Origin of the sequence: Pseudoalteromonas shioyasakiensis (assembly GCF_019134595.1) — a bacterium.
Classification (GTDB): domain Bacteria; phylum Pseudomonadota; class Gammaproteobacteria; order Enterobacterales; family Alteromonadaceae; genus Pseudoalteromonas; species Pseudoalteromonas shioyasakiensis_A.
The window spans coordinates 3,332,536-3,348,049 of the sequence record NZ_CP077770.1 but is presented as its reverse complement, the minus strand read 5'-3'; the positions used below and the strand labels follow the sequence as shown (position 1 = coordinate 3,348,049).

Sequence of the window (15,514 nt, the reverse complement as noted above, 5' to 3'; positions counted from 1 at the left end):
GATGAGTGGTAACAACTTAACGGCCTCTGTAAAAGCGAATTAAGCCAATAAAACAACCAAAAATACCAGCTAATAAAACACTAACAATAATGATTAAAACGCGACGAGGACCCGACTTTTCCTCAGCTACAATGGCAGGGTCTAATGTTGTGAAAATGTACTCGCTTTTAATCTCAGTAAGCATTTTATTTTTAATTTGTTCTTCAATCAAACGATAAAACATAGCCTGCATGTCAGCAATGTTGGTTTGCAGCAGTTTTTCTTCTAAGTATTTAATGCTTTTATTAGACTGTTCAATATCAAAGTTTTGCATCTGGTTGTTGATATCTTTAACAACATTCTCAACAACATACTGGGCAACTATAGGAGATGGATGCTCATAAGAAATACTAATAAAGCCACCACGAACCTTATCTATGATTAGGTTCTCACTCATAACTTTATATGTTAACCATTCTAGGCTTAAGTCATCAGGAAGGATAAACTTCTTAGTTTCGGCATCATAAACTTCATCATCATAAGTTACTTCCTTGCTATCTCGATTCCAGCTTTTAACAGCTAAAATATCTAAGATAAGCTCATGCTCAGTGATAAACCGATATAAAAACTCTTTTGTGAGGATTTTAGCTTGTGCAACTTCTGTTTTAAAACCTTTACTATCTAAGCTACCTAAGCCAGCTAAAGTGGCTAAGCCATCCAACTGGCTACTCATTTCATTGCTCTTGCCTTGAAGGTCTTCAGTAGGTGCGAGTAATGCTTCAGAACGATAAACATTGGGTGTATTAATAGCAACGTAAATAGAAGCCAAACCAGCAACAAAACAAATAATAATTATGTAGATTTTGAAAGACCATAGAGAGGCGAGGATCTCACCTAATTCCGGGGGAGAGACTGTATTATGAGCAGCTTCATTATTGAGCATTTTTTCAAAACCTTATGGAAAAAATAATAGATATTTTAGCCTGCGAATTATACCTAACTTTCTAGCGGTTACTAGTAGCAACTCAAACACTAATTGAATTATGTATTATAGGAAGCGTAAAAATTTAAAGTAGCCGCATGCTTCTAAAATTAATAGTCATCTATCTTTCAGAGCAAGTGGATAAACAAAAAGCATCTGCTAAAATGAATTGCAAAAGTGTTACGCGTTTACAAATTCACCGTCAATAACTACAAAATGTTTACACTTTTTATGTTCACATACCGTTAGTAATTAGATTTTGTATTGTGTTTAACCTTTTTAATGTACCAAGGAATGTTGGTGCGGGGGAAATATGGACTTTTTCTTAGCTGTTTTGAGTTCTTTTGCTTTTTCGCTAGCCGCTATAAAAGTATTAAGACCGTTCGCAATTCGTTTTGAGTTAGTTGATAAACCATGTATCCGTAAGCAACATAACGGGCATGTACCATTAATAGGTGGCATTGCTGTTTTTTGCAGTGTTGTACTATCGAGCAGTATTTGGCTACCAATTGATTCTGAGCTACTAAGCTACTTATGTGCAGCTGGCTTGATGGTCATATTAGGTGTTGCTGATGACAAGCATAACTTAAGTGTTCGATTTCGCATTGCATTTCAACTGTTAATTGCCACGTTCATGATTTTCGCCATAGATAGTTATTTAATGAATTTAGGCGATTTATTCTCATTCGGTGATGTGAACTTAGGCTTTTTCGGCATTGTGGTCACCTATATAGCCGTTGTCGCAATGATCAATGCATTTAATATGGTCGATGGTATAGATGGTTTGCTTGGAGCAATGGCGATCAATACAATGTCATCAATTGCATTGTTACTTACGATAAAAAATCAAGAAAACTTATTTACTATTCTAATAATCTTTTCATTGATACCTTACTTAATTTTCAATTTAGGTGTATTTGGTACTCGCTATAGAAAAATTTTTATGGGCGATGCAGGTAGTATGTTTATAGGGTTTACAGTGGTTTGGCTACTTGTCATTAACACTCAAGGTGAGCAAAGCGGTTTTAGACCCGTGACAGCTTTGTGGATAGTAGCAGTTCCTTTATTAGACATGACGGCGGTAATTTTATCTCGTATTCGTAGCGGTCGTTCTCCTTTTCAAGCTGACCGACAGCATCTGCACCATATTCTTCTTCAAGCAGGCCTTTCTCCTAGAAGTGTACTTTTATTAATATTTTTAATGAGCCTTATTTTTTCTTCATTTGGCATCTATGGGGAGAAGGAAGCCTTAAGTGAGACAGTCATGTTCTTTGGCTTTTTACTAATGTTCTCTATTTACTACGCTGCTATAAGTAATATTTGGAACATACTAAAATATACAAGGAAGCTTTCGTTTAAAATTTATAGATTTAATAGGCAAGCCAAATTAATTAAGAAGAGAAATACCTGATTTTAATCTGCTCGAGTTGTGTTTCTAGGTGGTTCAGTTGCTCGGGGTATCGTTCTTGTATTACAATGCTCTGATTTTTCAGCTCTGTATTTATCACACTCGGATTAACTAAACGAATGCCAATTGAAATTTTTTCTTTTATTTTAAGTGCTTTTTTGATCACTTACTTGCAAGTATGGTTAGCAAAACCAATTGCGTTTAAATTTGGACTAGTTGATCGACCAAATCACAGAAAGCTCCATGAAGGATCAATCCCTCTAGTTGGAGGAATTTGTGTCTTTATTGGAATAAGCCTAAGCGTTTTAATTTTCTTTCCAATGACCCTAGAAGTCATCTCTTATGTTTTGTTATCTGGCCTGATGGTAACTATTGGCGTTATTGATGATTACAAAGATATATCGGTTAAGCCAAGGTTATTTGTGCAAGTTTCTATCGCTCTAGCAATGATATTTCTTCTGGATTATAAATTGCTATCACTTGGTAACTTATTTTCATTCCAGAACATAGAGCTAGGGCACTTCTCTGTAGTGTTCACAGTTCTTGCAGTCGTTGGATGTATTAATGCTTTTAATATGGTTGATGGTATTGATGGCTTAGTTGGTCTTTTATCGTTGATAGCCTTCACAGCGTTAGCCTTTTTGCTCTTCACCGCAAATATTGATTGGTATATTTTATGTGTGTTTTTTGTCGGAGCTATCACTGCGTATTTAATGTTTAACTTAAATTGGCCTATAAAAAAGTATAAAAAAATATTTATGGGTGATGCAGGAAGCATGTTGATTGGCTTCACTATTATCTGGCTGTTATGCATCGGAACACAGTCAAAAACCCCCGCATTCGCACCAGTAACAGCATTGTGGATCATAGCTGTACCGTTAATTGATATGGCTGCAATCATGATCCGAAGAATCCGAAAGGGTGACTCTCCTTTTAAGCCTGATCGCGAACATTTACACCATATATTTATGCGCGCAGGTGCAACTCCTAGACAAACCTTATTATTGATTTCTGGGCTTTCCCTTTTAATGACGTGTTTAGGCATTTGTCTAGAGCAGGTAAGCGAAACAGTTAGCTTACTTGTATTTTTAGTGGTGTTTTTTGTTTATAGCTATTTAATAAACCACATATGGAAAGTACTAACCTTTATGAGAAAGTTTAGAAAAGGGGCAAGTGAATGAAGTTTGCAGTATGTTCATATCTGCCTGATGGAAAGCAATCGATAGCAAAAGCGTGTGAATTGCAGGGGATAGAGTACCAACACATTGATTTATTGGCTGAAGATTGGTTTGAGCGACTAAGTCACGGGGAATTTGACGGGGTTGTTATTCGCCCTCCTTGTACTTTAGAGGCGCACAAACAGATGTATGATGAGCGAGCTTATGTTTTAAATAAAAAGCTTGGTATTCCAATTTATCCAAGCTTTGAAGAGCTCACTGTATATGAAAGTAAGCGCAATATGCATACGTGGGCAAAATTATATAATTTACCGCACCCCTCTACCCATGTTTTTGCGACAAAACAAGATGCTTATCAATTCTTTGATAAATGTGAGTTTCCGTTAGTAAGTAAAAGTAATGTAGGTGCGAGTGGCATTTCTGTAAAAATACTAAAAACACCTGCTCAAGCTAAAAAGTTAGCTAGAAAAATCTTTGGTCGATTTGATCCTGAGCTAGCATTAGGTTACTGCCCAATTGGTAAAAAGCGTGGCATTCCATACCCTCGACTTGGTCGAAGGCAATCTCATTATATGATTTGCCAACAGTATCTTGATATTAAGTGGGAATGGCGCATCGTAAAGTTACATGACAGCTACTTTGGCCATAAGAAGTTAATTGGTGACAATAACATGGCTAGCGGTTCAATGCTTGTTGGTTGGGAAGATCCTCCAAAGCAATTACTTGAAATAACAAGGAAATTTGCAAAAGAAGCAGAGTTTAGTACAGTTGCATTAGATATATTTGAAGATCAATCAGGTCAATTCTATGTCAATGAGATTCAACCTATCATTGGCGCAATTGCACCTTCTCAAATGTATATTAATGATGTGCCAGGGCGGTACCGCTACATCAATAATGAATTTGTTTTTGAGCAAGGTGAATATTGCAAGAATCAGTGTTGGGATCTAAGAATTGAAGCATTTTTAAGTCAGTTAAAAGAAAAGGAAGCATAATGTTAATAGGTGTATTTGGCAGTTCTTTAAAAAGAAATGAAAAGCGAATTCCAATTCATCCAGAACACTTTGATGCAGTAGAAGATAACCTGTTAAGTAAAATGGTTTTTGAAGAAGGTTACGCTCAGGATTTTGGCTTCGATATAAACCAGTATAAAGATAAGGTAGCAGCAATACTGCCAAGACAAGAGTTATTCTCAAAGTGTGACATATTAATCTTGCCAAAATTCTCTGAAAAAGATAACGCGAACTTTAAAGAAGGCCAAACTATTTATGGTTGGCCGCATTGTGTTCAAGGTCCCGAAATCACTCAAACAGCAATTGATAAGAAACTGACTCTTGTTGCTTTTGAAGCAATGTTTAGCGGTAAACATCATATATTTCATAAAAATAATGAAATTGCAGGCTTTGCCTCATTGAATCATTGTTTACAGCTCAATGGTGTTACCGGTTTATACTCTAAACCGATGAAAGCAATTGTAATTGGTTTTGGTTCGACAGGTCGTGGTGCTGTAACGGCCCTTCAGTCTCAGGGGATCAACACAATTGAAGTTTTTACCCAAAGACCAGCGCATTTAATTCAAAACCAAATCCCAGGTGTGATTTATTCGCAATATCGAGTAAAGCAGAACCGTGCTTTTCATAACAGTAAAGAACGTATAATCGAAAAGCTAAAAACAGCAGACATTATTGTTAACTGCATACTACAAAACCCAAATAACCCTGTAGATTTCGTTAGAGATGAAGAAGTTCTCGAGCTGAAAAAAAATGCCATGATTATTGATGTGTCATGTGACTTAGCTATGGGTTTTGATTTTGCCAAACCAACATCTTTTGATGAACCCGGTTTCAAAGTTAAAGACCATATTTATTACTACGCTGTAGATCATACTCCAACCTTGTTTTGGAATAGCTCATCATACGAATTAAGCAAAGCATTGTTACCGTTCTTAGATGATATTTGCGCTAGCAAAACATCTTATAGCAACAATGAAATTCTTGCTCAAGCTGTAGAAATTGAAAATGGTGAAATTGTTAATAAAGCAATTTTAGAATATCAAAATCGAAATGCTAGCTATCCTCATACTATTAAATGAGCATAAAAAAACAACTATTATCTAACTTGTTTGGAATAGGCTTAATAGATGGACTTAATTTATTAATTCCACTATTGAGTATTCCAATACTTTCTCGTGTGCTCGGTCCTGAGCAGTATGGTGTGTACCTGCTAATTATGACAATCGTGATGTTCGGGTACACCTTCGTAGATTATAGCAGTAATTATGTGGGGGTGCGTCAGCTCTCACAAGCAGAGTCTAAAGCCGAAAAGGGCGCTATTTTTGTTAACCATTTTGCTTATAGGCTAATATTTTTAGTGCTTTATATCGTATGCGCATATTTAGCAGCGCTAGTTATGTACCCGCCAGAAACGTCGATACTTGTTTTAACAATTGGCTTGCCATTTTTAATGGGTTATATGCTCACAAATACATGGTTTTATATAGGTACATCTAACACGCTTTGGTTGGCAATATTATCTGCAGCGTCGAAAGTGGTGCATTTATTGGTTATTTTGTTACTAGTGAAAGGGCCTAATGATCTTGCTACTGCATTGCATTCGATGAGTTTACCCACTTTACTTGCAGGGTTGTTGCTTTCGACAATAATTGTTCGTCAATACATTCGCTTTCCAATTAATTGGCAACAAATTAAACAAGGTTGTATTAATGAAATTAAATCGGGTGCAAATGTGTTCACTGGCCTGTTGGCACCTAATTTGTACAATGCCTTGCCTATCATTGTTCTGGCTGCATTTTACAGCAAATTAGACTATGCTCTTTTGGCCTCTGCAATTAAAGTTGTTGGTGTTATTTTTATTGTTCAAAACGTTTTTGCGAAAGCTGTTTTTCCAATTTTGAGCAAAGCCGGAACAGGTGATGGTAACTTAACAAAAGTTTTGCAAGCTAATTTATTGGTAACAACAGTAATGACAGCTATTTTGTTTGTACAAGGCGAGTGGCTAGTCACAACTTTTTTAGGTAATCAATATGCTGGGTCTTATCAATATTTAATTGTTCTAGCATTAAGTAGTGTTTTTGTTGGTGTAGCTAATACCTATGGTCAAGGCTTTTTGTTGGCGAATGGTTTCGACAAGGATTATCGAAAAATTACCGTATATAGCTCCATTATTTCATGTATAATCATGTGCATGTCTGTGTATCTAATGGATTTGTTTGGTTTTGTAATAGCTATGCTTATCGCAAGATTAATTTTAGCTATCGGGTTATTTTCCGCGTACCAAAAGCACAAACATAGTGTCGTTAAACTGTAAATGGCTTTATGGAATATAACGAATTAAGGTGTTAAATGTGTTACACATGAGACCCTTGTCAACTCAAAAATTGAGAGTGTAATTTAGTACTCTCATTATTTTTTAATGATACTCAGCAGGTAGTTTATAAGTGCACAAGCCGAAACTTTTATTTTTAGTCGATAAGATGGAAAATGGAGGCGCCGAGAGGCAGTTAGTAAAAATAGCGAGTCTTTATGTACATAAGTATGATGTCGAAATAACATCACTTCTTCCTGCTGAACAAAATATGCTAGAGCAAGCTAGTGAGCTTACATACACTCCCTTGACTGCCACTCCACCGAAAGGAACTTTTGGTAAATTAAAATTACTTTATCGAAGCTTTAAAGGTTTAAAACAGTTAGCTGAAAGCAATCAATACGAAGCTGTTTTTTCTTTCTTAGAGTGGAGTAATGTGCTGACGATCAAGGCATTTAAGAATAGCTCCCTTAACTCAAGTACCCCAATTTACTTGAATGTTAGAAATTATCTATCTAATCAGTATAGCAATAAGCTTAAGCAAGCTGTGGCTAAGACATTACTGCCTCGGTTTTATAACCAAGCTACTGGCGTTTTGTGTAATTCAAATGCGATAAAGCAAGATCTCGAAACTAATTTCAAAATTAAAAGTAGCTTAATTAAAGTAATTTATAACAGTGTTGCTGTTGAGAAAATAACTCGCAATGCAAAATCTGCTGAGCCTCCATTCAAGATACAAAATAATGCACTTACATTTGTGTCTTGTGGCAGGTTAGCCGATCAAAAACAGTTTAACTCTCTACTGTTATCTTTTCACCAATACAATAAGCAGACTAATCGTAACGACAAGCTTTACATTGTTGGTTCTGGCCCATTAAAAAGTACATTACAAAATACAATCGAAACCTTGAATATCAACGCCGAATTGGTCGGCCATCAAAACAACGCTCCAGCATGGCTGTTTAATGCTGACTGCTTTATTTTGAATTCATTTTTTGAGGGGTTTCCGAATGTATTGGCCGAGTCTGTGGTGTTAGGAACGTATGCAATTACTGCGGATTGTTTGTCTGGCCCACGCGAAATTATGACCAATTTCGCTATTTCAGATTATAACTTAGAGATAAGCGATGTTTACCCAACAGATTTAGGTGTGCTTTATAAAGTTGAGCAAAACGACTCAACGGTCAATAAACACCTGGTTGAAGCGCTAACGATGAGTTTGGAAAGAATAAACACTCACAAAGCAAAACCTAATAATAGTGATTTGCTAAACGATAGTTTTGGTATCACCCCTTGGTACGATATTTTAGGCTAAAGCGCAGCGCCTCTTAGCCTCTTTGTATGATGAAATGTCTTTTATGTAGGCGTGAAATTTATTTCGCGCGAAAGTATTTGCACAATGAGAAGTGAGCGAGAAAAGAAAGAGGAAACCAAAACATTACTTTCTCTTAAGCGTAGCGCTCTCATAATCTCTTTGTGAACATTTTGTCTCTCTATGAAGCGCGTAGCGCCTCTATGACCTCTATGGTTCAATCATTTTTTGCACAATGAGAAGTGAACGAGAAAAGAAAGAGGAAACCAAAACATTACTTTCTCTTAAGCGCAGCGTCTCATAATCTCTTTGTGAACATTTGGTATTCTCTATGTAGCGCGAAGCGCCTCTATGTCCTCTGTGGTTCAATCATTTTTTGCACAGATTGCACAGAAGCAACAGAACAAATACGCTATTCAAACTCAATAACACTTTAAATAAACTACACCTCTAAGCGCAGCGCTCTCATAATCTCTTTGTGAACATTTGGCTTTCTCTGTGTAGCGCGCAGCGCCTCTATGTCCTCTGTGGTTCAATCATTTTTTGCACAATGAGAAGTGAACGAAAAAATAAAGAGGAAACCAAAACATTACTTTCTCTTAAGCGCAGCGCTCCCATAGTTTCTTTGTGATCATTTGGTATTCTCTGTGTAGCGCGAAGCGCCTCTATGTCCTCTGTGGTTCAATCATTTTTTGCACAATGAGAAGTGAACGAGAAAAGAAAGAGGAAACCAAAACATTACTTTCTCTTAAGCGCAGCGTCTCATAATCTCTTTGTGAACATTTGGCTTTCTCTGTGTAGCGCGAAGCGCCTCGGTGACCTCTATGGTTCAATCATTTTTTGCACAATGAGAAGTGAACGAGAAAAGAAAGAGGAAACCAAAACATTATTTTCTCTTAAGCGCAGCGCTCCCATCGTTTCTTTGTGATCATTTGGTATTCTCTGTGTAGCGCGCAGCGCCTCTATGTCCTCTGTGGTTCAATATTCCTTTCACAGATAGCACAGAGGCAACAGAACAAATACGCAATTCAAACTCAATCACACTTTAAGTAAACTATCCCTCTAAAGCGCAGTGTCTCTTATCCTCTTTGTGAATATAGGGTTATGGCTCTTACTCTCAATGTGAATAATTGTTTAAAGTTATCTATTCCCAGCTTCATCAGCCTAAAAATTGTAACCAAATAGGAAATAAGATTGATATTCTGACCGTAGAAGATATAATTTAGCCGCTTTAAAGGATGTACATTACTAAAAGGAAGGCTAACTTTTAATCAAAGTTACAAATTAGGCAGTCACTTCCAATGAATACGTCTTCATAATTTTGCAATGCTTTAGTATTTAAAAGCGCAAAATAGTAAAAAAATTATAGTACCTAATTAATTTAAAATCCGGCTAGATTCAACATGTACAGAGCCTTAAAAGTGTTGAATTACCTATGCGGGAATTATATCGGCCTGTTTGGTTTGTTAACTTGCGTATAACAAGCTCGCATGCTTTAATTAGCCAGCTTAAGCTAGCAAACGTTAATCAAAATACAACAATCTTTTGGGAAGAAGAATGGCGTTCAAATTTAAACTCCTTTTAGCATCTTTGTCTATTATCACAGTGAGTGGTTGTACGATTATTCCGGGTAGTCACTACGAAGGCATTGACTCAGGTGATCAAGTCGAGAATTTAGAAAAAGACCTCGAAAAAGTTAATATCCAAATTATTGACTCTTCATTAATAAATCAACAAAAAGCAAACAGCAAAAAAGTTAGTCAACCTAATAGCTTAGCCGGTGTAAACGTAAGCGACTATGAATACAAATTAGGTGTAGGTGACGTATTAACGATTGGCGTTTGGGATCACCCTGAATTAACCATTCCTGCCGCAGTACAACGTACTGCAGAGTTCGACGGCTTCCGCGTACAAACAGATGGCACTATTACATTTGCTTATGCACCAAATATTAAAGCTGCTGGCCGCACAGTTGCTCAAGTACGCCAAGACCTAGCTAAACGCCTAAGCCGCGTAATCGAAGACCCACAAATCGATGTAAAAGTAGTTGGTTTTAGAAGCCAAAAAGCTTACGTAACAGGCGAAGTAGAAAACCCAGGTGTTTACCCAGTAACCGAAATTCCACTTACACTAATCGATGCCTTAAACCAAGCGGGTGGTTTAACAGACCGCGCTGATTGGCGCACAGTTACGTTTACTCGTGGTGACAAAACAGAAGAAATCAAACTAGACGATTTTTACGCTCACGGTGATATTTCGCAAAATCGTTTATTAAAGCATGGCGATATTGTGCATGTTAACCGCGACGATAAACAAAAAGTATACGTACTAGGCGATATTCAAAAAGCAGGCACAGTAAATGTTGACCGCTACGGTTTAAACCTAGCACAAGCGCTTAGCGATACTGGCGGTATTAGAGAAGCAACAGCTGATGCAAATGGTATTTTTGTACTACGTAAGCGCGACCTAGAAAAAGACGGCATTATTGCTGATGTTTACCAACTTCACGCAAAAAATGTTGCAGCACTGGTACTTGCTGAGCAGTTTGAATTACAACCTCGCGATATTGTGTATGTTACATCAGCACCGCTTGCGCGTTGGAATCGTGTAATTAGCCTATTATTACCTTCAGTATCAACAGTTGACTCTGTTAACGATATTTCGAATAACTAAGGTTAAGTATGTTTGACTCAGTATTAGTAGTATGTGCAGGTAACATTTGCCGTAGCCCAACTGCCGAGTATGTACTTAAAAGTAAGTTACAAGGTAAAAATATTGCAGTATCGTCGGCAGGTTTAACCGCATTAGAAGGTAAACCGGCCGATGCAATGGCACAAAAGCTGACTCAAGAGCAAGGTATTGATATGTCGGCCCATGCTGGCCGACAAATTAGCTCGTCGTTAGTTATGCAAAATAGCGTAATTTTGGTGATGGAAAAACGCCACCTAGACGACCTATGCTCACGTTACCCGCAAGCTCGTGGCAAAACCTTTTTGCTAGGTAAGTGGATTGGCGATAAAGAGATCCCCGATCCTTACCGCCAAAGCGAAGAAGCATTTAAACATGTGTACGACCTAATCGATAGCGCCTGCAGCGCTTGGCAAAAGTATTTATAAGGAAACTTGCATTAATGAATGCTCAGCCTTCTAGTCTGTCTGGTAATAAATCGGGCAGTGCAAACACACAAAACTCTCAAGAAATCGATTTAATGGCGCTAGTAGGCGCCTTACTCGATCGTAAATATTTTATCGCTGCAGTTACTGCTGTATTCATGCTGGTGGGTGTTATTTACGCTATGTATGCTGCACCTGTTTACCAAGCAAGTGCCATGATACAAGTTGAAGACAGCAGTGCCTCGGTACCTGGCTTTGATGACATGAGCGGTATGTTCGAAAGTACTTCTGCGGCTGTAACCGAAATAGAGCTACTTAAATCACGCTCAGTAATTGGTGAAGCGGTAGATACCCTAAACCTAGACGTAATAGTAGAGCCAAAATTATTCCCAATGATTGGTAACCGTGCTTTCAGAAGTTTTAAGCCGCAGTCGCCAGGTGAAGTAGCTGAGTCAAGCTGGGGCGCGAGCTCATATGCTTGGGGCGGCGAAAGTATCGACGTATTTAGATTCGATGTACCAAGTTTTCATATTGATAAAGAGTTCATAATTGTTGCTTTAGAGAATAACCAGGTTGAGCTGCAAAACGAAGATGGCGACACCATTTTAACAGGCAATGTTGGCCAAGAGCTTTCTAACGGTATTATTGATTTAACTATTCGTAGTATTAACGCACGCCCAGGTACTGAGTTTACAATTACCAAACGCGACCGCTTAAATACCATTTTAGATTTACAGGCAGCTATTGGTGCCAGCGAAAAAGGTAAAGACTCGGGCATTATTACCCTTACGCTACAAAGCGAGAGCGCCCAATACGCCGAAAAAGTACTTGATAAAGTAGCCTCTATTTATGTGCGCCGTAATATTGACCGAAACAGTGCAGAGGCACAAAAGTCACTTGAGTTTTTAGAAGTACAATTGCCAGAAGTTAAAAAGCAGCTAGAGTATGCCGAAAAACGTTTTAACGATTACCAAATAAAGCAAAAGTCAGTAAACATTACCCTTGAGACTCAAGGCGTACTTGAGCAAATTGTAGAGCTAGAAACTAAACTACAAGAGCTAGAACTAAAACGCCTTGAATTAAGCCGCAAATTTAAAGAAAGCCACCCAACGTACCAAGGAGTGCTTGAGCAAATTGAAGCGGTAGAAAAACAAAAGAAAAACTTAACAGGCGAAGTAACTAACTTACCTTCGACTCAGCAAGAGCTATTACGCTTAAAGCGTGATGTTGAAGTAAGTAACCAAATTTATACGATGTTACTAGGTAAAACACAAGAGCTAGATATTGTACGTGCAGGTACGGTAGGTAACGTGCGTATTATTGACCGCGCAGAGGTTAACCTATCTAAACCAGTTAAACCTAAAAAAGCACTGATTGTGGTTATTGCAACCATGCTGGGTGGCATGTTAGCAGTTGCTATAGTGTTAATTCAAAAAGCAATTCATAAAGGGATTGAAGACCCAAGCGAAATTGAAGGCCTTGGCTTACCTGTGTATGCAAGCGTACCGTTTTCTGATCATCAAGATAAGCTAGTGTCGTTTGGAAGAATGAAAAACCGCAAAACAACGCAAGCTAACACTATATTAGCAGTTGAAAACCCAGCTGACTTATCAATAGAAGCTCTGCGTAGCTTACGTACCAGCTTACACTTTGCGATGATGGAAGCCAAAAACAACGTAATTGCAATATCGGGACCAAGCCCAGGTGTAGGTAAATCGTTTGTATCGGTTAACTTAGCAACGGTACTAGCACAAAGTGATAAAAAGGTACTTATTATTGATGCCGACATGCGCAAGGGTTACCTGCAAAAATCTTTTAACGATAAGTGGGAAAACGGCTTAAGTGACTTTTTATCGGGCCGTTTAGAGCTTAAAAATGTAATTAAGCAAACTAAGGTACCAAACCTACACTTAATTACTCGCGGGCAAATACCACCAAACCCATCTGAGTTATTAATGCACGAGCGCTTCTCTAAGCTAATCGACACCATTAAACAGCATTACGACATTATAATTATAGATACACCACCAATCTTAGCCGTTACAGACCCTGCAATTGTAAGTGCCCATGCGGGCAGTACCTTACTAGTTACACGCTTTGGCCAAAACCATGTGCGCGAACTTGAGCTAACACGTAACCGTTTTGAACAAAATGGCATTGATGTTAAGGGCGTGGTGTTTAATGGCGTACTTAAAAAAGCGAGCAATGCTTATGGGTATTATGGGTATTATGGGTACTATAATTATGAATATAAATCAAATAAGTAACGTGGATTTTAAATGAAAAGGCTTGTAATAGATCTGGATGGCACTCTAACTCAATTGAATACAAAAGATTATGAGAAAGTACTCCCGCGCTTAGATGTGATTAAAAAATTAACAGAATATAAAGAACTAGGTTTTGAAATAGTCATATTTACAGCAAGAAATATGAGGACATTTGAGGGGAATATAGGAAAAATAAATATTTTTACATTACCTATTATTGTTAAATGGTTAGATAAACACAATGTCCCATATGACGAAATATTAGTAGGAAAACCTTGGTGTGGTACTGATGGTTTTTATGTGGATGATAGAGCTATAAGGCCATCAGAATTTTCTGAGCTCACCCCATTGCAGATTGAATCTCTCTTTAAAAAGGAGAATGAATGTTTTTAATAATGTCTGCTGCTTACATAGAGCAAGAGCTACAAGCCGAGTTCGGTAAAATTCCCCCTGCTTTTTTACCTTTAGGTAATAAAAGGCTGTACGAGCGACAGATAGAGCTAGCCAAAGAAAAGTATTCTGTGGCTATATCTATTCCTTTGTCATATAAAATTTCAGCTATAGATGAGAAGTATTTTTGCGAGAATGAAGTTAGTGTAATTCGAATTCCAGACAACTTAAGTCTTGGGCAATCATTAATTACAGCAATAAATATGTCTAATATAGATTTTGAGTCCTCCTTGGATATTTTATTTGGCGATACATTACTAAGCAGTTTACCTGATGGAGAAAATATAATTACGACAGCAACTGCTTTAGGTGAGTATAACTGGAAAAATATCGATGAGATAAAGCCTTTAGAGAAAAATGGTTTATACAATAAAAGAGTAATATCTGGCTTTTTTAGATTTCAATATCCTAGGCAACTTTTAAGATCTTTATCTTTAAAGCATGCGGACTTTTTTGAAGGTATTACGGATTATAAAGATAGTATTTCAGTTAGTTTAGTACATACAAATGATTGGTTGGATTTTGGTCATGTTAATACATATTTTCAGTCTAAGGCTCAGTTTACAACTGAAAGATCTTTTAATGAGTTAAAAATAAATAAAAGATATATTGAAAAGTCGTCAATTAAAAAGTTAAAAATACAAGCCGAGTCAAACTGGTTTGATAATATACCTGCTGAAATGCGAATTTACACACCTGCGTATTTAGGTGCATCTAAATTTGATGGGAATTTTTCATATAAACTAGAGTATCTATATCTATCAGCTCTCAATGAACTTTATGTTTATGGTGAGTTAAGTATTTCAGTTTGGGATGATGTTATCTCTAAGTGTATTGAGTTTATAAAAGATTGTTTAAAGTATAGACCAACGGTTCACCAGTCTAAGAATATAAATCAATTAAATGAATTATTGAAGTTGAAAACTTTAGAACGAATTGAAAAGTATCGACAAGAAAGTAATTTTGACTTAGATAAAAAGAGATACTTTAATGGTGTAGAAGCGATATCAGTAGCTGAAATTATAAATTCAATTGATAAGTATTTACCAGAAGATAATGGTGAGTGGATTGGTCTTTTACATGGTGACTTTTGTTTTAGCAATATACTCTATGACTTTAGAGGTAAATCAATTAGAGTTATAGATCCAAGAGGAATAAACACAAATAACGAGTTTACTATTTTTGGAGATGTTCGCTATGACATTGCTAAGTTATCACATTCCATAATAGGGCTTTATGATCTCTTAATATCAGAGTTTTATCACCTTGATTACGATGAAGATGAGATTAAGTTCTCGCTAGAACTAAATACTGAAATGAATGGATTGCAGAAATTATTTTTAGACGCTGTAGAAACCGAATTTGACCTAAGTTTTAAGACTCTCCTTTCAATGCAAATACACCTTTTTTTATCAATGTTACCATTACATTCAGATTGCGAAAAAAGACAACAGGCTATACTTGCAAATGTTTACAGATTATATCACAAGATTGATTAGAG

General features: G+C 37.0%; 12 protein-coding genes. 11 read left to right on the top strand and 1 reads right to left on the bottom strand.

The window, feature by feature from the left end:
- Positions 1–16 precede the first annotated feature (16 nt).
- Positions 17–922, bottom strand: a complete 906-nt coding sequence (locus KQP93_RS15450; RefSeq protein ID WP_217875118.1) for a Wzz/FepE/Etk N-terminal domain-containing protein — start codon at positions 920–922, stop codon at positions 17–19.
- A 352-nt stretch (positions 923–1,274) separates the two neighbouring features.
- On the opposite strand from KQP93_RS15450, the gene wecA (KQP93_RS15445) reads away from it, so the two are divergent.
- The 11 genes from wecA (KQP93_RS15445) (at position 1,275) to KQP93_RS15395 (ending at position 15,512) form a co-directional block, all read left to right on the top strand.
- A complete protein-coding gene (wecA, locus tag KQP93_RS15445; RefSeq protein WP_217875117.1) occupies positions 1,275–2,372 on the top strand; it encodes a UDP-N-acetylglucosamine--undecaprenyl-phosphate N-acetylglucosaminephosphotransferase in 1,098 nt (365 codons plus the stop codon).
- A 116-nt stretch (positions 2,373–2,488) separates the two neighbouring features.
- Complete coding sequence (gene wecA, locus KQP93_RS15440; protein ID WP_217875116.1) at positions 2,489–3,550, top strand: UDP-N-acetylglucosamine--undecaprenyl-phosphate N-acetylglucosaminephosphotransferase; 1,062 nt, start codon at positions 2,489–2,491, stop codon at positions 3,548–3,550.
- Positions 3,547–4,542, top strand: a complete 996-nt coding sequence (locus KQP93_RS15435; protein WP_217875115.1) for an ATP-grasp domain-containing protein — start codon at positions 3,547–3,549, stop codon at positions 4,540–4,542. Before wecA (KQP93_RS15440) ends, KQP93_RS15435 begins: the two co-directional genes overlap by 4 nt.
- Positions 4,542–5,639 (top strand): hypothetical protein, encoded by a 1,098-nt coding sequence (locus tag KQP93_RS15430; RefSeq protein WP_217875114.1) that lies wholly within the window; start codon positions 4,542–4,544, stop codon positions 5,637–5,639. The genes KQP93_RS15435 and KQP93_RS15430 overlap by 1 nt, the downstream gene beginning before the upstream one ends.
- Positions 5,636–6,874, top strand: coding sequence for a lipopolysaccharide biosynthesis protein (locus tag KQP93_RS15425; RefSeq protein WP_217875113.1), 1,239 nt, complete (start codon positions 5,636–5,638; stop codon positions 6,872–6,874). The genes KQP93_RS15430 and KQP93_RS15425 overlap by 4 nt, the downstream gene beginning before the upstream one ends.
- Positions 6,875–7,004: 130 nt before the next feature.
- Positions 7,005–8,186: a glycosyltransferase gene (locus KQP93_RS15420; RefSeq protein WP_217875112.1), complete on the top strand. Its 1,182-nt coding sequence runs from the start codon at positions 7,005–7,007 to the stop codon at positions 8,184–8,186.
- A 1,554-nt stretch (positions 8,187–9,740) separates the two neighbouring features.
- Positions 9,741–10,856, top strand: coding sequence for a polysaccharide export protein (locus KQP93_RS15415; protein WP_217875111.1), 1,116 nt, complete (start codon positions 9,741–9,743; stop codon positions 10,854–10,856).
- A gap of 8 nt (positions 10,857–10,864) precedes the next feature.
- Positions 10,865–11,299: a low molecular weight protein-tyrosine-phosphatase gene (locus KQP93_RS15410; RefSeq protein ID WP_166339957.1), complete on the top strand. Its 435-nt coding sequence runs from the start codon at positions 10,865–10,867 to the stop codon at positions 11,297–11,299.
- A 14-nt stretch (positions 11,300–11,313) separates the two neighbouring features.
- A complete protein-coding gene (locus KQP93_RS15405) occupies positions 11,314–13,563 on the top strand; it encodes a polysaccharide biosynthesis tyrosine autokinase (RefSeq protein ID WP_217875110.1) in 2,250 nt (749 codons plus the stop codon).
- A gap of 12 nt (positions 13,564–13,575) precedes the next feature.
- Positions 13,576–13,956, top strand: a complete 381-nt coding sequence (locus tag KQP93_RS15400; RefSeq protein ID WP_217875109.1) for an HAD-IIIC family phosphatase — start codon at positions 13,576–13,578, stop codon at positions 13,954–13,956.
- Positions 13,947–15,512 carry an aminoglycoside phosphotransferase family protein gene (locus KQP93_RS15395; RefSeq protein ID WP_217875108.1) on the top strand — a complete coding sequence of 522 codons (1,566 nt, stop codon included), beginning with the start codon at positions 13,947–13,949 and terminating at the stop codon, positions 15,510–15,512. The genes KQP93_RS15400 and KQP93_RS15395 overlap by 10 nt, the downstream gene beginning before the upstream one ends.
- Positions 15,513–15,514: the final 2 nt, after the last annotated feature.